The sequence below is a fragment of the Lentzea sp. NPDC051208 genome, from assembly GCF_040682435.1.
Lineage (GTDB): Bacteria > Actinomycetota > Actinomycetes > Mycobacteriales > Pseudonocardiaceae > Lentzea > Lentzea kristufekii.
Window position 1 is genome coordinate 228,167 of sequence record NZ_JBFBAW010000004.1, and the last position, 18,553, is coordinate 246,719.

Consider the following 18,553-nt stretch of genomic DNA (forward strand, 5'->3'; position numbering starts at 1 on the left):
GCGACAACCCCGACCTGGCCCGAAATTCGATGCGCCGAGATCAAGGTGGGCTGCCTCACACTTTCCGGAGCCTGGCAACGAGGGCGCCGGATGCTCCGAAAATGCGTCTCTACCTGGGAAAACGTGTGGTGGGCGTTGACCGGCTGTCCATCACCGCTGTTCAGACGGTGTGCAGTGTCTGTCCCATGTGCCCTCGTCCAGGACCGCTGACGCTGTCGGCACGGCTTACTGTGGAGGCGCCCTCCGGGCACGCCGTTGGCCGTATGCAGGGCGAACAGGTTCCGAAGGCACTCTTCTCAACGGACGTCGGGTGGAATTCGGGCTCAAGGGCTGGGCGTTCCTCGTGGCCGCGAGGGACGCCCAACCTGTCCCATTCCGCTGGTCAGATGCCCTATAGCGAGCCGGACCGCGAGTGAAGTGCCTGGTCAAGGCATCGCGTCCGTCTACAAGCGACGGTCTGGAGCCTGCATCGGTGCTGGTCAAGCCGCATCTCGGATCCTGGCAACGCTGCGAAAGCCCTGGTCCAAGCCGTTCACCTTTCCCGGTGAGCATGTCGAGGTGCCAAACTGCGCGCTCAGCCCCCTCCGGACACCCCGAAACCGCTGATCACCGGCGTGCAGCCGCCTTGCTCGACACGTGCGGCCCGATCGCGACACCGGAAGGAATCCGGTGTTTCCGCAGGTCACGACAGCCTGGCTGGCTCTCGCGCTCTCAAGGTTTGCCGATCGGGGCTCGCACGACGGCAACAGAACCCGTCGCCGAGGACGAACGACCGATAAAACCGCTGTTCAACCCCGGTATCCGGGTACCGGCAAGGCCCCGGACCGAGGGCAGCCGGGCCCGTTGAAGGCGAGCGAGTCGCGCTGCTCAGCCGGGCGCGGCATCAAGTCGCGGTACGGAGCCGTCGATGGGCAGGAGGTGGAAGCATTCGCGGCGGGAGTCCGGGCCGAGCAGCTCGACGCCTCGGTCGGGGTCTACGTGGACTTCGAGAACCTGGTCTGCGGCGCGGGCCGAGGGCTGCCCGGCCGAGCCAACCCGGTGCCGTACGCGGCGATCACCCGGCTGTGCCGGGACTACGGCAACGCGGTCATCCGCCGCGCGTACGCCGACTGGGCGAACCCGCAGTTCGGGCGTTATCAGCAGGACCTGGCGATGAACGGCGTCGACCTGATCCAGGTGGTCCGCTTCGGTGCCGCCCGCAAGAACGCCGCCGACATCCGCATGGCCGTCGACGCGATGGAAACGCTGATCACCCACCCCGAGGTCAGCGTGTTCGTGCTGGTCGCGGGCGACGGCGACTACACCCCGCTGGTGCAGCGGCTGCGGGAGTTCGGCAAGCACGTGGTCGGTGTGGGCACCGAGGCCAACGCCAGCCCGCGGCTGGTGTCGGTGTGCTCGGAATACAAGTACTGGGGCACCCTGGTCGCCCAGGTCGAACCCGAGCCGGGCGACCACCTCGCCGACGAGTTCGACATCACCACCGCCGAGAACCTGCTGGTCACGGTGATGGAGCAGGCCACCGTCACCACCCCGACCGCCGGGTGGGTCAAGAACAAGATGACGTCCCTGGACCCGGCGTTCGACGAACGCAACTACGGCTGTCGCAGCTTCCGCGACTTCCTGGCCCGCGTGGCGCACCGCGTCACCGTGGTGGGCGCCTCGGGCGGCGACATCACCTTGGCGCTCACAGGCAGCCCAAACCTGGTAGACCAGCCGGAACACCCCTGAACCCGTGCGAAATCGGCCGCCGATCCATCAGGGCGCGAGGTTGTAGAGGCCGAAGTGCTGCTCGTCCCATTGCCGGCGCAGTTCCACGAGTCGTGCCCGGTCGGTGACCACAACCTCGGCGTTCGTTTCGTACGACAGCGGCTGATCAAGCCGAGTCCTTCCAGCAATCGGAGGGACTTGCGCAGGCGCTGCGTGGAATAGCTGCCCTTTTGCCTGGCCGAGGTGACCTCCGCTGCCGCGCAATCCAGCAGGTCCGGGGTCCGCTGCTTCCACAGCTCGGCCAACTCGGTCCGAGCGCAACCTGGTCGGCTGTGGTCGGTGACGTCCAAGAGCAGATCGACGACGTCGACGGTTTCCCCGAAAACCGATAAGCCCTCGAACTGGACAGCGTCCTCGCTCGCCCAACGCGCAGGTCCCCGGCGGGCGCGTTCGGCGGTCACGGCATCGGCCAGAACGCGCCGCTCAACGCCCGCGGCGGTCGGCCAAGGCAACAACCGCAGCCTCGCCCACAACGCGGTGTCGGCCAGCGACTCCTCCCCGGCGTGTGCGTCGCGATGCTCCTCGACGGCGACGGCCAACGTGAGCAACACCTGCCGCAGCACCTCCTCGACGGCGTCTCGGCGGATCACCCGGACCTGGTCGACGGCCATGTCGAGGTACTGCCGCAGGACGCTGTCGAAGCCCACGGACCGTTGCCGCCACTCCGTGTACTCCCGGTACTTCTCGGCATATTCAGCCGCGCTAATCAGGCCCGCATCTCGGTCTGCTTCAGCTGACCTGATCGCCTCGTAGTGGTGCACACGAGTCTGGATCGCACCAGACTCGATACGTCGCAGCACCCGGTAGGTCTGCACGACACGATTACTGGCCAGCAACGCGGGCCAGTTGCCGCGCTGGGAACGACGCAGCGCCTCGCGCACGTAGATTTCGGCCGCAGTGTCGTCGTCGTGAGGTTCCCCCGATAACTCGGAGGGTTGGTTACCTGGCTCCGGTTGGGGATGCCGGGATGATAGATGGCTTGAGTTGGTCGGCGTGCCAGGCGGCTTCGTGCTCGTCGGGGCTGAGCCAGCCGAGCTCTTTCTGGATGCGCTGGGTGTTGTACCAGCCGTCGATGTAGCTGAAGATCGCGTTTTCGGCCACGTCGCGGGTGCGCCACGAGTTGCGGTACACGAGCTCGATCTTCAGCGTGGAGAAGAAGTTCTCCATCAGCGCGTTGTCGTAGGAGTCGCCGACTGAGCCCATCGAGGGCAGGATTCCGTTGTCCGCCAGGCGTTGCGCGAAGCGGATCGAGGTGTAGGTCGAGCCGCGGTCGCTGTGGTGGATCAGCTGCCCGTCACGAACGTTCCGTGACCAGATGCCGTACTCGAGGGCGCCGAGCACGAGGCTGGTGTCGCAGCGGTCGCTGGTCTTCCAGCCCACAATCCGGTTGGAGAAGGCGTCGCGGACCGCGGCCAGCCAGAACACTCCTTCGCCGGTGGGGATGCGGGTGGCATCGGCCACCCACAGCCGGTCCGGGGCCGGGGCGGTGAAGTCCCGGTTGACCAGGTCCGGTGCCGGCGTCGCTCGTGGATCATGCCGGGTCGAGGGTGTTCGCCACTTTCGTCGCAGGAACGCGCCCTGCAGCTCGTGGCTGCGCATCAGCCGCTCGACCCGCTTGCGCGACACCCGGATTCCGCGGCGGCGCAGGGTGGCGTGCACCCTCGGGCTGCCGTAGGTGCCGCCGGAGGTGGTGTGGATGTCCACGATCTCGGCCACCAGCTCTTCGTCCTGGCGCTGCCGCGGCGCCGGGTCTGCCTGGCGCTGGACCCAGCCGTAGTAGGTGGAGGAGGCGATACCGAGGACCCGGAGGATGGGCTCGACCCCGAAGCGGTCGCGAAGCTGCGAGACGAGCTTCACGACCGTCGCCGGGTCGGGTCGAGTTCCGACGCGAAAAAAGCGCTCTTAGATTCAACCGGTCGAAGCAACAATGCTGGTTGAGGGTGGGCGTGCGTGGCGAGATTGGGTCGGCCGGGGATGTCGGACGAGATGAAGGCCGATCTGTGGCGGCGGTGGAAGGCCGGGGAATCGATCAGCGTCATCTCCCGGCAGATCGGCAAGCCGCCGGGTTCGGTGTTCACCGTCCTCAAACACCACGGCGGAATCGCTCCCGAGCCACGCAAGACCCGCGCCGGAAGTCTGACCATGGCCGAGCGGGAGGAGATCTCACGCCGGCTCTGCGCCGGTGATTACTACAACGCGATCGCCGTACAGCTTGGTCGTGCGGTGTCGACGATCAGCCGCGAGGTCAACAAAAACGGCGGCCGCGACGCCTACCGGGCGACCGTGGCACAGGAACGGACGGTTGACCGTGCCCGGCGGCCGAAGCAGTGCCTGCTCGCCCGCAGGCACGCGTTGAGGGAGACGGTGCTGGCCCTGCTGAGGGAGGAGTGGTCGCCAGAGCAGATCGTTGGTCACCTGCGCCTGAACCACGATGACGATCCGGCGATGAAGATCAGCCACGAGACGATCTACCGGTCGGTCTACATCACGCGCTGGAAGGTGGTCCCTCGCGAGCTTTGCAAGCGGCTGCGGACGGGCCGTCCGATCCGGAAGAACAAGCGGCACACGGTAAAGGGCCAGTGGCGTTCACAGATCACCGATGCCCGGCCGATCGATGAACGGCCCCCGGCGGCGGAGGATCGCAGCGAGTTCGGGCACCTGGAAGGCGATCTGGTGATCGGGTCGAACAACAGCCAGGTCGCCACCCTGGTGGACCGGAAGTCACGGTTCCTCACGGTCGTGAAACTCGCCAGCCGCCACACCACCGTGGTCGTCCCCGCCCTGGCCGAGGCCTACACCCGCATGAATCCCGAACTTCACGGCACGCTGACCTGGGACCGCGGCATGGAATTGGCTGCCCACAAGCGTTTCACCACCGAGACTGGTGTCGGCGTGTTCTTCGCCGCTCCGCGTAGTCCATGGCAACGCGGCACGAACGAGAACACGAACAAGCTCCTACGGCAGTATCTGCCCAAGGGGACGAACCTGTCGACGTTCAGCCAGGACGACCTCGATGCCATCGCCGCGAAGCTCAACAACCGCCCCCGCAAGTGCCTGGGATTCCGTACACCGGCCGAGAGTGTTGCCTTGACCGGTTGAATCTAAGCTCGCGGCCTTGAGGATCTCGTTGGCCCGCTTGAGTTCCGCGTTCTCCCGCCGCAACCGGCGCAACTCCTCCGACTCAGAGGTCGTGGGCCGGTCGCCGCGCTCGCCGCGGTCGGCCTCGTCCTGCCGGATCCAGTTACGCAGTGCTTCGTGATGAACCCCGAGCTGCTCGGCCAGCCGCCGAATCACCGGCTTGGGGTCCGACTCCCGATACAGCCGGACCGCACGAGCCCTCAGCTCGTCGGGGTACTTCTTCGGTGCTGCCACGGACGACTCCCTTCAGGCCCTATCGGACCATGCTTGAAAGTCTCCGAGTTATCGGGGGAACCTCATCGGGGCCGTAAGGCAAGGGCTTGCGCATCATGCTTCCAAGAACTGGGCGGGCGGACGTTCGAGGGTTCGGGAGGTCGTGGACCGTCACGGTTGCGGTGGCGGCGGGGTGTCCCAGATGTGCACCCTGTCCGTCGTGACGAGGGGCTTGTCGGCAGGCCCCTTGATGTGGGCGGGCACGACTCGCTCCTCGTGTTCGCATCCGCCTTCAGCGTGGGCGCGGGGGTTGAGGCAGGTGTTGCGCCGGTAGGGGCGGACCGGCCAGCGGCGGGTCCATTGCGGTGCTCGGCGGCCGTGGGAGGCTGCCGTGTCCTCGGCGCTGGCCTGCGCCGGGGGCCGGTGGCGGGTGTGCACTCGAACCAGCTGCACGGTGCCGGGCCCGAGGATGTCGGCTCGCTTGTCGCGTTTGAGGCCGTGACGTGGTCGGGGCACGGATTCGGTCTCGGTGAGCTGGGCGTTGCCGGTCTGTCCCATCAGTTGCCAGGCGGTGTAAACCACGTGTGCCCACTGGCTTCCGTTGTCCGGATCGGGGCGGGGCAGCGGCTGGTCGAATCGCAGGAGGAGTTCGTCGTAGGTCTGCAGCCGGGCGAACCCCGCGAGAGCTTCTCGTGCGACCAGGTCTACAGCGGTGAGCGTCCCGCCGCTCTGATTGTCGATGGCCAGAGGCCGGTCCAAGGGAAGGCTGTCCCAACCCTTGCTGCCCGTGGTCCAGAAGGTCAACCAGACGCCGTCGAACTCGGGCGTCAACGGCGCTGCGCCCTGCGGCGTGCGGGGCGTCCAACGGATCTTGCCGGGTGCTCCGTCCAGGTCGAGGTCGGCCGGGCTCCATCGCGACCAGGAGACGCCCACGACGGGAAAGGCCAGCCGCAGGTCCTTGTCCAGGTCGGGGACCGCGGTGGTCCACGGGCTGGTCAACGCTGCGGCGAGGTCGACATCGTGGCTGCCGATCGGGTGGGCGAAGAGCATCAGCCCCGATTCGGCCGGCATTCGACGGGCCCGGACCGGCTCGAGGGACGGACTCGCCGCTGCCGCGAGCGCCAGCGAGGTCATGTCCTCGTCGACCCAATACAGCTGCGCCTGGCGCAGCCGTCGCTGCTCGCTGCGCGCCATCAGCATCCCGCCCATGATGTCGATGGCGGCCGTCTCCTCGGGCGGGCCGGAGATCGTCGGGATCAGCGGGCTGCTTCCGCCGACGACGCGCATCATGAATTCCCGGCTATGGGGCGGCTGGAGCACCTGCTCGCACATCTGAATGCGCAGGTCGGGCAGTTCGGAGGGATGCGGCGCGACCCACGCCCCCAGATGGGCGGAAGTGGTCACCTCACGGCTCGGACGTGCGGTGCGGTCGGCAGTCATAAGGGGCCCGTTCTCGTCAGATGCGGCGCAGAGCCCGCAGGACGCGGTCCAGAAGCGCGAGATGCTCGTCGTCGGGGCGGTGCCCTTGCAGAGCGGCCCTGAGCGCGGCGGCGCGTTCCTGGTCGACGTCCAGCGGGTGAGCCGGAAGCCCGGCTGTGTCGAGATCCCCGAAGGTGGGCAGGTACTGCGTCAACGCGCTGTGGTCGACGCTGGGCGCTGGAGCGTCGGCAGCTTGGGCCGCGATTGGCACCGGCACCTCGGGCGAGCGGCGCTGAGTCGGCAGGATCACCACGGCGAACTCCCCGTTCACGGCAGGACTTCGGTTCCGGGAGGAGCGGCCAGGTGGTCGAAGCCGTCGGGTGCGTTGTGATCGGGCCAGAAGCGGCTACCGCGCAGCACCCGCATGAACGGCAACAACTCGTCCCGTAGCCCCGGCGTCATCGCGATCGCGCAGCGCGACCGGGTCGAGTGCGGACTGCCGTCGGCGTCGAGCACGAGGGCACCGGCCTCGCGGGCGATGACGGCGCCGGCCGCGGTGTCCCAGGTGTGGTTGCCGAGCAGCACGCAGGCGTCCAGGGTGCCGTCGGCGACCCAGACCAAATCCAGGGCGGAGGAGCCGTACCGGCGCAGCCCTTGCGCTCGGGCGGTGAGTTCGCGGTCCACGGCGGCGCACAGCACGTCGCGCAGCCCTTCGTCGGCACCGCTGCCATAGTCGCTGAACCCGACCAGGGCCTTGTTCAGGTCGTCGGTGGCGGAGGTGCTGATCGGGTCGCCGTCGCGGTAGGCGCCGTGGCCGTCGGCCGCCCAGTAGCGGTGGCCGAGGAAAGGCAGCGCGGTGACGCCGAGGACCGGCTGGTCGTGGTGGACGAGGCCGAGCGCGATGGCGCACAGCGGGTTGGCGTGCTGGTGGTTGATCGTGCCGTCGATGGGGTCGAGCACCCAGTAGGTGTCCGGGTTGCCGACCGCTCCGGTCTCTTCCCCCACGAATCCAATCTCGGCGTGACCGCGGGTGGTCAGCCGTTGGCGCACGAGGTGTTCGATGGTCTCGTCCACTTCGGAGACCGGGTTGCGGTCACCCTTGTACCGGATCTTGCGTGGACGATGGCTGAGCACGTGCTCGACCGCGAGGTCGATCGCGACGTGGGCCGCCGGCAGGGCGGCGGCGAGGTTGAGGGCCAACGACATGCTTCCTTCGGGTTACTTCTTGGCGGCACGGCGCCGGATGAACGGCGGCGAATGTCCCGGTCAGGACTGGGCAGGCCACCACGGCTGCTCACCGGTCAGTCCACCGGCACGCAACCTGTCCGCCAGCGGTGTGGGACGCAGGTCGAGGTGGCCGAGTTCGGTGTCGGTGGCCCAGCGCGCTTTGTCGTGACCAGCCCGGACATCGCTGGGGTCGGTGAGGGTCACGTCGAACAGCAGCGCCAGCTCGTAGACTGCGGGCTCCCCGCCTGCCGCGTGATGGCCGGGCAGCTCCACGGCGGCGCAGAAGTCCAGGTGGGCAACGTGGGCGTCGACTTGATCCCACAGGATGCGCCGCAGTGCGTACTCGACGGGTTCACCGGCTGGCACGAGACCGCCGGGCAGCCGGTGCGTGGTGGTGTCTGAGTCGCGGATGACCAAGAGACGCTCGTTGTGTCCGACGAGGCCGTACACGGCGACGAGCGGGCCGAGGGCGGGTGAGGTGGTGGTCATGGTGCTCTCACGATTGACGGACAGGGGCGATGTCGAAGGCGCACGTCGGGTGGTGCCGGGCCGAACAGTTCGTTGACCGCCAGCGTCACGGCTGCGTCCGACGCGGCGGCGCTCATCGGGGCATCGGGGGCTCGTAAACGGCGGTGTTGAGCCGGGTCTCACGGACCAAGACCCGCTCGACCCGCGCACCGTCGGCGCGGGGAAGCCCGGCCAAGACACTCTCGGCGACCCGGCCCAGCAGGACCGCGACAGCCTCCACCGTTGGCCACGGCAGTCCGTAGGCGAACTGCTCGGCGACGTCCGCCGGGCGCTCGACCCCGAAGCAGAACACCCGGCTGCCCTCCGCGATCAGCGGCTCGATCAGCCGGTCGCGCGCGCCGAGCATCGTGGCGTGGTCGAGGTGCTCGTCGATCCACCGCCGCAGCCCGACCTTGAGCGCGCCGAACTCCACCACGGTCACCTCGGGACTCAACTCCGGGGCGCTCACGGTCACTGCGACCGACCAAGAGTGGCCGTGCAGGCTCACGCACTTGCCACCCAGGTGTGGCAGTCGGTGCCCGGACTCGAACGAATGCTCGACGGTGATCTTGTGCGGCATCAGCGGACCACCGTGCTCGACCCGTCAATCGACAGGGGCGATTGCGGCAGCATCACCTCGTGCATCTGCACTGAACCAAGCTCACTTTCCGCTAAGTCAGGCGGCCGGGATCGAGAACGGCCTGCGGTGACCGGTCGGGGGTCGGCCACCGCAGGCCCAAGGCCAGTCAACGGCGTCCCCCACCGCGATCACCAGAGCGACCGTGCGGCGGCTGCGAGGCGTCCACGGGGCGGCACCCGGCCTGATCAGGGTTTTCCCTGGCGAGGTCGGCTGTGTCATCCGAACGAGTACGCGGAACAGGTGTTCGGCATCCGACCGTGTGTGGTCGGTGGTCGGCCGCAGGGCGACGGTGAGGCACTCATGGGGCGACACCGGCCGTACGCTGCGGAAACGGGCGAGTACTGTGCGCTATGGAGGGACCGGAGGAAGGGGACGCGCGATGGCGGCACGGCCACTCACTCCGCTGGCCGCTGCTCGCGAAGCCGCCGGCTACACCCAGGAAAGCCTCGCCGTCACGCTGAAGGTCGAGCGCACCACCATCGGCCGATGGGAACGCGGCGTCCAGTCGCCCCAGCCGTGGCAGCGGCCCGGCCTCGCCCGTGCTCTGCAGGTCTCCCTCGACGAGTTGGACGACCTGCTGCGCCGCACTGCCCGACGCTCCAGCAAGCCCACCTCGACTGCGGTCCTTGCCTCAGCACCGATCGGCGTCGAGTTGGTCCCGCCAGAACCATCCACCAGCGACCGCCACGAGCGCGAACCCGTCGCCGAGGTTGACGTCATCCACGCCGCGATCCCGCGCCTGCGCCGCGCCCTCGACCGACTGGACCTGCCCGACGACGGACCTACCAGGACCCCGGCTGGCTTGTACGGCGACATCGCCCGCGCCAGCGACGACCGGCTGCAATCCCGCTACGGCAGCCTCGCCCGCCGCCTACCCGACCTCATCACCGAACTCGCCCGCGCCGGCCAGCTCGGCGACACCACCGACCGCCGCCACGCCGCAGCCCTGCTCACCCTGGCGCTGCGCGCCGCCGACGGCGTGGCCTTCAAGTTCGGCTACCTGGACCTGTCCGCGCGGCTGATCGACCTGATGCGCTCGGCCGCCCAGCTCGCCGAGGACCCGCTGCTCCTGGCCGCGGTGGCGTACGTGCGCACCGAGACGTTCTTCGCCAACGGTGACTTGGACACCGCCGCCCGCGCCCTCGAACTCGCCGCCGACCACGTACCCGTCCTCGACACCGCCTCGGCCTCGGCCGCCTTCGGCGCCCTGCACATGCGCGCCGCGGTCGTCGCGGGCCGGGCTGGCAAGCCCGACCGTGCCGCAGACCACCTGCGCGAAGCCCGCCGCGCCGCAACTACCGTCCCTGAAGGCGTCTACCAGGGCACCGCGTTCGGCCCGGCCTCCCTACGCATCCACGAACTCGCCGTCGCCGTCGAACTGCGCGATCCCCTGGGCATCGAACGAGCGGCTGCCTGGCACCCGCCCGACAACCTGCCCGCCGAACGTCGCTCCCACTACTTCATCGACCTCGCCCGCGCCCAGCTCACGCTCGGCCGTCACGAGGACGCCTACCTGTGCCTGCAAGCCGCCCGCCAGGCCGCGCCCGAACACACCCGCACCCATCCCCAGGTCCGCCATTCGCTGTCGACCTTGCTGCGTACTCACAGCGCCCCGAGCACGGGCCTGCTCGACCTCGCCGCGTGGGCCCGTGCTCGCTGATTCCCTGCTGGCCGCCTAGTACGGCGCCAGCAGATCGGGCAAGTCGTGCAGGGAGTCGATCACCCAATCGGCGTCGCGACGCACCAACGGGTCGTCAGCCCAGAGGTAGCCCCACGGGCCACGCCTGATCAACGCCGTGCGGAACCCCGCCGCCTTCGCCGCCACCACATCGTTGTCCCGGTGGTCACCCACGTACACCGTCTCGGCGGGTCCGTCGGGCACCATCTCCGCGACGCGGGCGAAGAACTCGAGCGAAGGTTTGGCGACACCCCACTCGCCCGAGGTCGCGATCTGGTCCACCGGCAGGCCCAGCACACGCAGTAGCTCGGCCGCGCGGGCGGTCTGGTTCCCGGCCACTCCCACCCACAAGCCGAGCTCCCGCAGCCGCGCCAAGCCGGGCCGGACGTCGGGATAAAGGTCGCCGTCCTCTATGTGCTCACCCAGTCCGGCCTCTTCCCGTAGCCGCCGTTCGCGGGCGAGGTCAAAGCCGGGCTTGAAGTACTGGAACGTCTCGGCATTGTCTCGGCCGGCAGCGGTGACCGCACCCAGCACGGTCGAGAAGGTATGACGGGACACGCCGATCCACTCGGCCCACGCACCCCACTCGCGCGAGTCGTCCAGCAACGTCTCGCCCACGTCGAACACCACCGCGCTCACCATGCTTCTACTCCTACGTCACTCACGAACACCGCGCGACAGAGGGCCCTGCGGCCAGCACAGTCCCGCCGCCCTCGCAACTGAGGAAGCCGGTCAGGCCGACGCGTCGTCTGCCGCCACGCCGGACACGCAGCCTGCACCGAAGTGCGCAGATCGGGGCTGCCATCCTGAACCGATGAGCACCTCCGGTCCGGACCGCGGTCGTGACGACTTGGGACGCGCGCTGCTGGCCCAGCACCCTCGTGGCGAGCAATGGCGACAGCTTGACGTGACCATCGCCAACCTGACCTTCGAGCAGATCACTCGCATGGGCTCACTCGGCGAGGAGCGCGCCTCCGATCGCCAGGCCGTCCGGGACAGGATCATCGCGCGGATCACCGACCCCGAGTTGGCCGGACGGCTCGCCTCACGGTGGATCCGATGGAAGGACACCTTCGGCCTGCCGATGCCCGCCGAACTCGACGACCCGATCGCCGTGCTGCACCACCCCTACCTGCTGGCCCGGCAGGCTTCACCGGACCACTCCGGATGGCACAAGGTGGTCCTGCCCGTGTTCGACGCCGGACTGGCGATCGCAGCGGCAGGCCAGGACGACGAGGGAATCGCCGACTACGAATTGCTCACCGCTCCGTGGCGGCAGACCTGTCTGCCCTCGCGACACACCGCGACTGGCGCCTACGGCCCGCACACCCAAGCCGCGCTGCGAGTCCTGCGCCATGCCGAAGCCACGCCGGCAGGGGTTGTGCGCCGGATGGGTCGGGTGTGCGCGGAAATCGACGAGCAACGCTGGGAAGCGGCTTGTGTCGCGGTCACCGAGGCGTCGATCGCGTGGGGATTCCCGCTCCGGGCGCGCTCCCTGTACTGGGAGACCGTTCCAGCCGCCGAGGACGCCGTCGGCGAGTCACCCACAGACACGTCGGTCGTCAACGCACTGTGGGGCGCGGCGATCTCGCAGGCGTTCGCCGGACGACTCGACTCCGACACCAGCGCGCTGTTGGCCGGCCCTTGGCGGACGGCGGGACTTCCACTCCACGGATGACCCACCTCGCCGCGCTCCACGGCAACGGTCAGGCCGAGCCACTGCCTGACACCGAGGTCGTAGAGCGGCGACGAGATCATCCGGCGGGGTCGTAGGTGAGGACGAACCTGCTGTGGGTCTTGTCGATGGCAGGGCCCGCCAGTTCGCTGTCCGGGGTATCAGCCGGGTAGACGATGAGCGATGGCGTGTGCTGGTTCCGCTCGGGCGCCCAGGATCGGATCTCGTCGCAGAGGTACTCGGTCAGCTCGTCGGCGGCCGGGCCGTGGCCGATCGCGCCCAACTCCCATCGCACCTCGTCGTCGGATTCCAGTCGGCGGGCGGTGAGGTAGACCAGCGTGTCCCCGTCGACCAGCGCCATGCGCCACCATCCCCTTACCGGGTCGCACACCTCGGGTGGGACGTCGGCGTGGACCTTGATCCGGCACACGCGCGGATCGGTCACGGTCAGGCGGAGCCAGAGCCCGTCATGCGACTCGTTCCTGCCGATCGTCGTTCCGGACCAGGCGGTGACACGCGGCTGGTCGAGCACCCCGCGCAGCGCATCGAGGTCTACGGGCTGGTCGCGGTCCCAGTGGAGCGTGACCAGTTCGTCGGCGGTGATCGCGCCGCTGAGTTCGCCCTCGCCGTCACCGACCAGGTACACGAAGCCGCACAGGTGCAGCGAATCGGACACCAGGCGGCCGTCGGTGTAGGTGAAGGCGACGCTGCGGCCTTGACCGCGCCAGCGCAGCGGGGCAACCAGCCGTCCTCCGGGAGCGAGCTGGTGCCACCACTGGGCGGGGATGTCCCACGGCGAGACGGTGGCGATCATGCGGTCGTACGGTGCGTGATCGGGATAGCCGAGCCCACCATCGCCGGTGACGACGTGCACGTCGCCGTAGCCGGTCGCGGTCAGTGCTTGTGCGGCTTTCGCGGTCACGTCCGGGTCGATGTCGATCGTGGTCACCAGGTCCGCGCGGCCGGTCAACTGGGCGAGCAGGCAGGCGTTGTACCCAGTGCCCGCGCCGATCTCCAGGATGCGGTTGCCGGGTTGGACGTGCAGCTGGTCGAGCATCGCCGCGACCAGCCACGGCGCCGAGGCGCAGGACAACGACCGGCCGTCCTCGAATCGGTGAGTGATCACCGCCTGCCACGGGTCGTAGGCGACCGCCAGATCAGCTTCCGGCACAAACTCGTGGCGTGGCGTGTCCAGCAGAACTCGCTCGACCTCGCTTAGTTCCGCATATCCCACCTTCCGGACCTTGGCGACCATCTCCGCGCGCAGCGTCTCCGGCGACACGGTGGCGGTATCGGTGTCCATCGCTTCCCTGCTCCTTATGGATCATCTAGTCGGCTGTCTGGCGGGCGATGGGCAGTCGTCGTTCAGCCCTGGAGGGCGCGCACCCGCTCGTGCAGGGCGGTGAACTCCTCGACGCGCTCGGTGCGCTGCTTCCACAACACAGCGAGCCACCGCAGCGCGATGGTGCGCCGCGCGGCCTCGAACCGGGCACGGTTGCCCGGCGTAACGCCGAGCTCGGCTTCGGCGCTGGTCCAGACGTCGTCAGGAACGACGCGTGCGCTGATGTGCTCGATGTGGTCGGCGGCGTCGACGGCGATGTCGGAGAAGCCGCTGAACTCGAAGTCCGCCACGTGGGTGGACTCGCCGTCATGGAGCCAGTTGAGCAGATTCGCGTCGCCGCGGGAGTAGACGCGGGTGGCAGGCTGCGCGAGCAGTTCGGCGTCGCCGCTGTTCTCCCAGCGGTGCAGGAGAGCCAGCATCTCCGCGGTCTGGGAATCGTCGGCGGCGTCGGCGAGCTGGCCGGGCCAGACATCGGTGAGCCGGGCGATGTAGTGGCCGATGGAGTCGACGCGCTCCAGGCTGGCCAGCGGCTCTTTCAGCGGAACGCTCTGCAAGGCGCGGGTGGTCTTTGCCATCGACTTGATGGCCGACGCCGGGTCGAGAACGTCGAGGATCGGGGAGCCGGGCAGCAGCGTCATGCCGAGGGCAGGCTGTTCGGGGTCCTCGTCGAGCCACAGCGGTTCCGGCGCGATGCCCAGGCCGGCGGCGTGGGCGAGGCCGTGCCACTCGCGCTCGACGCGTTGCCGGTCGGTCTTCTTGTAGAGCTTGATGCAGGTCGGGGTGGGGGCTGCGGTCCAGGCGAAGACGTCGTTGTTGCGGGCACCGTCGAGTGCGTGCAACCCGTGTTTGTCGAGCGTGGTGGCCAGCGCGTCGCCTCCGGCCGCACGCGAGGTGCGCAGGGCGCTGAGCAGGTCGATGGGAGCGGTGTGCTCGCGGTGGCCGGCCAACGTGGTCATCGGTTCGGACTCTCGGCTTCGACTCGACACGGACGGACGGGCTCTAGCGTGGCCAGCCTAGGAGAGGGGCTCGGCGCTTTCGTGGTGCCCCGCGCACTGGCTGAGGCCGATGTCGCCCGTCCGGCTGACCTAACGCAAGGCGGCGTGTCGGGGCAATGCCGTGCATGTGTGAACGAGGTGTCACCTGGCTTGACCTGCATGAACATGGCGACTGGGCGCTGGCGATTCCGTCATTCGGGGCCATCCTGCCTTCAGGCTGTTCATTCGCGGACTGGGACACGACGGGCGGTGCTCTGCGCAATGTCCGTGGCGGCTGCGAGGTCGGCTTAGGCTGGGTCAGGTGATTGATCAGTTGACCGTGGACGCGGCGGTCGCCGATGCTCGCCTTGCTGCGATGGAGTTCGATGACGCCCAGGTGTGGCTGCGCGCCCATCAGACGCTGATGGAGCCGCTCGCGGCCGAGGTTTGGGTCACCGACCCGACGTACAGCCACGTGTTGCTCGTACGGCACCGTGTGCGCGGATGGGTGCCGCCTGGTGGCAAGGTCGAGCCGGGCGAGACGCCGCGGGAAGCCGCAGCCCGTGAACTTGTGGAGGAGGCCGGTGTGGCGGGCGAGCTGCTGCCTGTGCCGGCCGCGGTGGCTGTCCGATCCTTCCGTGCTGACTGGGCGCCGACGCTGAGCCTGTCCTACGGAGCCGTCGTCGGTCGTGACGTGCCGCTTGGTGGGGAGACTGGGCAGCCCTCGAGGTGGGTTGACCTGGACGAGACGTGGGAGAGCGTGTTCCCCGAGGACCGTGAACGTATCCGCGCGTACGTGCGCCGATTGGCAGCGGGCAAGGTTGTGGGGGCGCGCTGAGGCCCGTTGCCGGTGGACCGTCACAGGACCTTGTCGATCAGATTCAGGATGTCGTCGGGCAGCGTCACCAGTTGGAGGTCGTGAAGGAATCGAACCCACACCGGCTCCAAGCCGGGCTTCGCGCTGAACTCCTCCTCGCTCAGCTGGCCTTCGGCGTAGGCCGCGGTGCGGCGCGCTTGTTGCTGGAGTTGGTCTTCGTGCAGCCATCGTGGGGCACGCACCTCTTGGGCAGAGGGTCGGATCGGTCCAGAGGTCTGGGCCCGATAGATCCACCACTGATGGCCCACGCGGTCGCTGGTCGGTCGGCGGCAGTGGTTAGGTCGCCATGCGGTCAGCAGCAGGTCGAGCGAGGTGACGGTCAGGCCGACTTCCTCGGCGACCTCAATGCGGGCGGCTTGCTCGGGGCCTCCGTGCTGGTCGACATGACCGGCGACCGGTGCGATCCCTGCGGGGGGCCTCGCGCGTTCGAAGACCAGCAGCCCGTTCGGTGAGGAGATGAGCACGCCGACGGCCGCGTGGTCGCAGTACTTGGTCCGGCTGCCGTGGCTACTGGTCGGTGGCGGGGCGGTCAACGTAGTTCCCTGGGGCGCTGTGCGACCACCACGAGCCAGCTCGTCACGGTAGGCGCGTCGGGCGTGGTCAGCGAGTACGCCTTGTCGAGGATGTCCATCCGCTGAGCGTGGGTGAAGTCCCCGTCGGGTCGAGCGAAGACCGGAATCGACAGCCACGCCTTCTTCTCGGCCATCGTGCTGTGCTGGGCGACGACCTCGGTGTCGAGCATGGTCAGTCCGGAGACCGACAGGTGGTCGGCGATCGTGTCCAGCGGCAGCTTCGGAGCTGGCTCGGCGGCTGGCGGCGGGGCGTAGCCGTGGTCACGGACCGCGACCTGACGGATCAAGGTATTCAGCGAGGGTCCGGTGCGCACATTGGTCTCGTCGGGGTGGCGGACGCCGGCAAAGCCGCCGCCGACGTTGAACACGAACCGGCCGCCGGGTCGTAGGACCTGGTGGATGGCGGCGAACACCTGTGGCACGTCGGTCTTCCAGATCGCGGAGTTGCACACCACGGCGTCCGCCGCGCCGGGAACGTGGTCGGCCAGGTCTTCGGCTGGTGCGGTGACCCAGGTCAGGCGCGGGTCCGCCAGGGTGCGTCGGCCAACGCGCTGCATGGCGGCGGCGTTGTCCAGGGAGATGACATGGGCGTCGATCGGGACGAGTTCGAGGATTGCCTCCGCGGTCGCGCCGGCTCCGCCGCAGAGGTCGACCACCAGCCGGCTGTCGGTGAGCTCAGCGCGGCGGGCAAGGTCCCGGCTGGTGGCCGAATACATGGGGAAGGCACGGGTGAAGGCGGCGTACGCCTCTGCGGTGGTGTCCTCGTCCCAGCCGAGAAGGGCGTCCAGGGGTGCCATCGCGGGTACCTCGCTTCAAGGGGGCAGGCCAGGCTCGCGGCGGACGGACGCGACGAGCCAGCCGGGGTCAGTTAGAAGAGGGAGTTCTGGAAGGCGGCGGCGGGCGAGGTGAACGGGCCGAGCGCGATGCGGCGACCCTTGAGGGTGCCGAGGTCGAGCACGTAGTCCACCTCGTCGTCACCGTCCAGAACGGCCAGCACCTGGGTGCCGACGCACGAGACGACGGTGAAGCCGTGCTCACCGTCGCGCAGATCGTGTGGATACAGCATCCGTACACCGTTGGCGACGCGCATTCGGTCGCCTTCGGCAGGAGGAGTCCACGTCTCCAGCATTGCCGGAGTGTTCATCGCGGCGAGCGCGTCTGCGGCGCGGGAGACGTGCCGGTCGTGGGTCGCGCTCGCGGTAGACAGGTCGGTCAGATTGGCCAGAGTCTTGAGCTTGGTCGAGGCCCGGATGGTCTGGGGCACCTGCAGACCGCGGGTGATGGCGTCTTCGAGGTGGCGTACGGCGCGGCCGTCGGGACTCCTGGTCAGGTAGGTCGCGATCAGGGCGCCCTGCTCGTCGAGGCGGGATTGCTTGCGTGGTTCGGCTGCGGTGCCGACCTTGGTGGCACCGTCGGCGAAGGTGGCGAGGTAGAGCCAGTGTGGTTGGTCCATGTACCGGCGCAGGGGCGCGGGGACGTTGCCGTCCTGGTGGAACTGGTGGGCAAAGCGGAACTCGTCCTGGCGCAAGCACCGGGCGCACTGGTCGCCCTGCTCGGTCGGCGCGCGGTCGGGACACGCGAGGGCTTCGACGCGCACAGTGTCGGCGAACCGGTACCGGCCGGTGCACCATCGGCCGGTACCAACCGCAAAGCCGAGTCGCTGGTTCATGATCTCGGCGTAGACCAGCGGCCCGTCGGGCAGCGGGGCCAGCAGCAGCCGGGGATCTCTTGTTGCCCAGGTGATGCCGTGGCACACGTACTCGCCGTCGGTTGGTCGGGTCGCTGGCATGGTGCGTTTCCTCGTGGTGGCTGTGGGGGTCAGATGGCGAGCTGGAGGCGGTCGGCGAGCGCGTCGGCGGCGGTCTTGAAGACCGCGTCGCGGTCCATGTCGGTCACGTCCATCGACAGCCATCCGCCGCGCTGCTCGTGTTCGCGCAGCTTCGCGAGAACGCTGTCCTGGTAGCGGATGAAGTCCTCGTCCGCTCCGCCGGAGTGGCCGGTTTCCAAAGAGCTGAATTCGCCCTTGCGGGCGAGCGCGTCGCGGGCGCTGATGCGCAGGAAGAACACCAGGTCGGGTTCGGTGAGGTGGGCGAAGACCTGCTCGGCGAGGCTGGTGGAGACGTCGGGATTCACGGCGTAGCGAGCGAGGATCTTGTGGTGGGCGTTGTCGAGGATCACGTGGGTTCCGGCGGCGAGAGCGGGCTGGATGACGAGTTTGTCCTGGAGGGTGTACCAGGCGGCCAGCGCCAGCAGCCAGTAGTGATCGCCGCACGCCTGGGCGACGCGTGCTTCGCGGCGATAGACCAGGGCGTTGAGCCGGTCGACATAGGCGGACAACTCCGCGTCCATCGGGACTTCGGTGCTGTGCTTTCCGATCAGGATCGTTTCGTGGCCGGCCTCGTTGAGCGCCTGGTGCAGGCGGGTGGCGAGGGTGGACTTGCCCGCGCCGTCGATGCCGACGACCGTGATCTCGCGCCCGCGTGCGGGGTTCAAAAGTGGTGCTGCGTTCGTCATGTGTTGCGCT

Annotated in this window: 18 protein-coding genes and 1 pseudogene; 5 read left to right on the forward strand and 14 right to left on the reverse strand. The window is 68.7% G+C overall.

What is annotated here, in order from left to right:
* Positions 1 to 918 precede the first annotated feature (918 nt).
* Positions 919 to 1,728 carry an NYN domain-containing protein gene (locus tag AB0M48_RS11410; protein ID WP_363839138.1) on the forward strand — a complete coding sequence of 270 codons (810 nt, stop codon included), beginning with the start codon at positions 919 to 921 and terminating at the stop codon, positions 1,726 to 1,728.
* 978 nt (positions 1,729 to 2,706) lie between these two features.
* Here the strand turns inward: AB0M48_RS11410 and AB0M48_RS11415 are convergent.
* On the reverse strand, positions 2,707 to 3,624 hold the full coding sequence (locus AB0M48_RS11415; RefSeq protein ID WP_363839141.1) for an IS3 family transposase: 918 nt from the start codon (positions 3,622 to 3,624) through the stop codon (positions 2,707 to 2,709).
* Positions 3,625 to 3,741: 117 nt separating this feature from the next.
* Here AB0M48_RS11415 and AB0M48_RS11420 point away from each other — a divergent pair, with 117 nt between their 5' ends.
* A complete protein-coding gene (locus AB0M48_RS11420; RefSeq protein ID WP_363839144.1) occupies positions 3,742 to 4,866 on the forward strand; it encodes an IS30 family transposase in 1,125 nt (374 codons plus the stop codon).
* A gap of 3 nt (positions 4,867 to 4,869) precedes the next feature.
* Here AB0M48_RS11420 and AB0M48_RS11425 read toward each other — a convergent pair.
* The 6 genes and pseudogenes from AB0M48_RS11425 to AB0M48_RS11450 form a co-directional block, all read right to left on the reverse strand.
* Positions 4,870 to 5,139, reverse strand: a pseudogene (locus tag AB0M48_RS11425) (transposase); the annotation flags it as partial.
* Between the two features lie 150 nt (positions 5,140 to 5,289).
* Positions 5,290 to 6,558, reverse strand: coding sequence for a hypothetical protein (locus AB0M48_RS11430; protein WP_363839147.1), 1,269 nt, complete (start codon positions 6,556 to 6,558; stop codon positions 5,290 to 5,292).
* Positions 6,559 to 6,574: 16 nt separating this feature from the next.
* Entirely contained in the window at positions 6,575 to 6,868 is a 294-nt protein-coding gene (locus tag AB0M48_RS11435; protein WP_363839149.1) for a hypothetical protein, read from the reverse strand.
* The gene (locus AB0M48_RS11440) at positions 6,865 to 7,743 is read right to left on the reverse strand and encodes an inositol monophosphatase family protein (RefSeq protein WP_363839151.1); all 879 of its coding nucleotides are present in this window, start codon (positions 7,741 to 7,743) and stop codon (positions 6,865 to 6,867) included. Before AB0M48_RS11440 ends, AB0M48_RS11435 begins: the two co-directional genes overlap by 4 nt.
* A 60-nt stretch (positions 7,744 to 7,803) precedes the next feature.
* On the reverse strand, positions 7,804 to 8,253 hold the full coding sequence (locus AB0M48_RS11445) for an NUDIX domain-containing protein (RefSeq protein WP_363839155.1): 450 nt from the start codon (positions 8,251 to 8,253) through the stop codon (positions 7,804 to 7,806).
* A 112-nt stretch (positions 8,254 to 8,365) separates the two neighbouring features.
* Positions 8,366 to 8,851, reverse strand: a complete 486-nt coding sequence (locus AB0M48_RS11450; protein ID WP_363839158.1) for a 6-carboxytetrahydropterin synthase — start codon at positions 8,849 to 8,851, stop codon at positions 8,366 to 8,368.
* Positions 8,852 to 9,290: 439 nt separating this feature from the next.
* On the opposite strand from AB0M48_RS11450, the gene AB0M48_RS11455 reads away from it, so the two are divergent.
* Positions 9,291 to 10,571, forward strand: coding sequence for a helix-turn-helix transcriptional regulator (locus AB0M48_RS11455; RefSeq protein WP_363839161.1), 1,281 nt, complete (start codon positions 9,291 to 9,293; stop codon positions 10,569 to 10,571).
* Positions 10,572 to 10,586: 15 nt separating this feature from the next.
* Here AB0M48_RS11455 and AB0M48_RS11460 read toward each other — a convergent pair whose 3' ends face one another.
* Positions 10,587 to 11,231, reverse strand: coding sequence for an HAD family hydrolase (locus AB0M48_RS11460; RefSeq protein WP_363839164.1), 645 nt, complete (start codon positions 11,229 to 11,231; stop codon positions 10,587 to 10,589).
* Between the two features lie 172 nt (positions 11,232 to 11,403).
* On the opposite strand from AB0M48_RS11460, the gene AB0M48_RS11465 reads away from it, so the two are divergent.
* Positions 11,404 to 12,267 carry a hypothetical protein gene (locus tag AB0M48_RS11465; protein WP_363839167.1) on the forward strand — a complete coding sequence of 288 codons (864 nt, stop codon included), beginning with the start codon at positions 11,404 to 11,406 and terminating at the stop codon, positions 12,265 to 12,267.
* Positions 12,268 to 12,343: 76 nt separating this feature from the next.
* On the opposite strand, the gene fxlM is transcribed toward AB0M48_RS11465, so the two are convergent.
* Together fxlM and AB0M48_RS11475 are read right to left on the reverse strand one after the other, a co-directional pair.
* Positions 12,344 to 13,567, reverse strand: coding sequence for a methyltransferase, FxLD system (gene fxlM / locus AB0M48_RS11470; protein WP_363839170.1), 1,224 nt, complete (start codon positions 13,565 to 13,567; stop codon positions 12,344 to 12,346).
* Between the two features lie 62 nt (positions 13,568 to 13,629).
* Complete coding sequence (locus AB0M48_RS11475; protein ID WP_363839173.1) at positions 13,630 to 14,562, reverse strand: aminoglycoside phosphotransferase family protein; 933 nt, start codon at positions 14,560 to 14,562, stop codon at positions 13,630 to 13,632.
* 340 nt (positions 14,563 to 14,902) lie between these two features.
* Between AB0M48_RS11475 and AB0M48_RS11480 the strand changes: the two genes are divergently transcribed.
* Positions 14,903 to 15,418 (forward strand): NUDIX domain-containing protein, encoded by a 516-nt coding sequence (locus AB0M48_RS11480; RefSeq protein WP_363839176.1) that lies wholly within the window; start codon positions 14,903 to 14,905, stop codon positions 15,416 to 15,418.
* Between the two features lie 20 nt (positions 15,419 to 15,438).
* On the opposite strand, the gene AB0M48_RS11485 is transcribed toward AB0M48_RS11480, so the two are convergent.
* The 4 genes from AB0M48_RS11485 to AB0M48_RS11500 form a co-directional block, all read right to left on the reverse strand.
* Positions 15,439 to 15,990, reverse strand: a complete 552-nt coding sequence (locus tag AB0M48_RS11485; protein WP_363839179.1) for an NUDIX hydrolase — start codon at positions 15,988 to 15,990, stop codon at positions 15,439 to 15,441.
* On the reverse strand, positions 15,987 to 16,826 hold the full coding sequence (locus tag AB0M48_RS11490; RefSeq protein ID WP_363839183.1) for a class I SAM-dependent methyltransferase: 840 nt from the start codon (positions 16,824 to 16,826) through the stop codon (positions 15,987 to 15,989). Before AB0M48_RS11490 ends, AB0M48_RS11485 begins: the two co-directional genes overlap by 4 nt.
* A 71-nt stretch (positions 16,827 to 16,897) precedes the next feature.
* Positions 16,898 to 17,818 (reverse strand): DUF2797 domain-containing protein, encoded by a 921-nt coding sequence (locus AB0M48_RS11495; protein WP_363839186.1) that lies wholly within the window; start codon positions 17,816 to 17,818, stop codon positions 16,898 to 16,900.
* Between the two features lie 29 nt (positions 17,819 to 17,847).
* On the reverse strand, positions 17,848 to 18,543 hold the full coding sequence (locus AB0M48_RS11500; RefSeq protein ID WP_363839189.1) for an AAA family ATPase: 696 nt from the start codon (positions 18,541 to 18,543) through the stop codon (positions 17,848 to 17,850).
* Between the last annotated feature and the right edge of the window lie 10 nt (positions 18,544 to 18,553).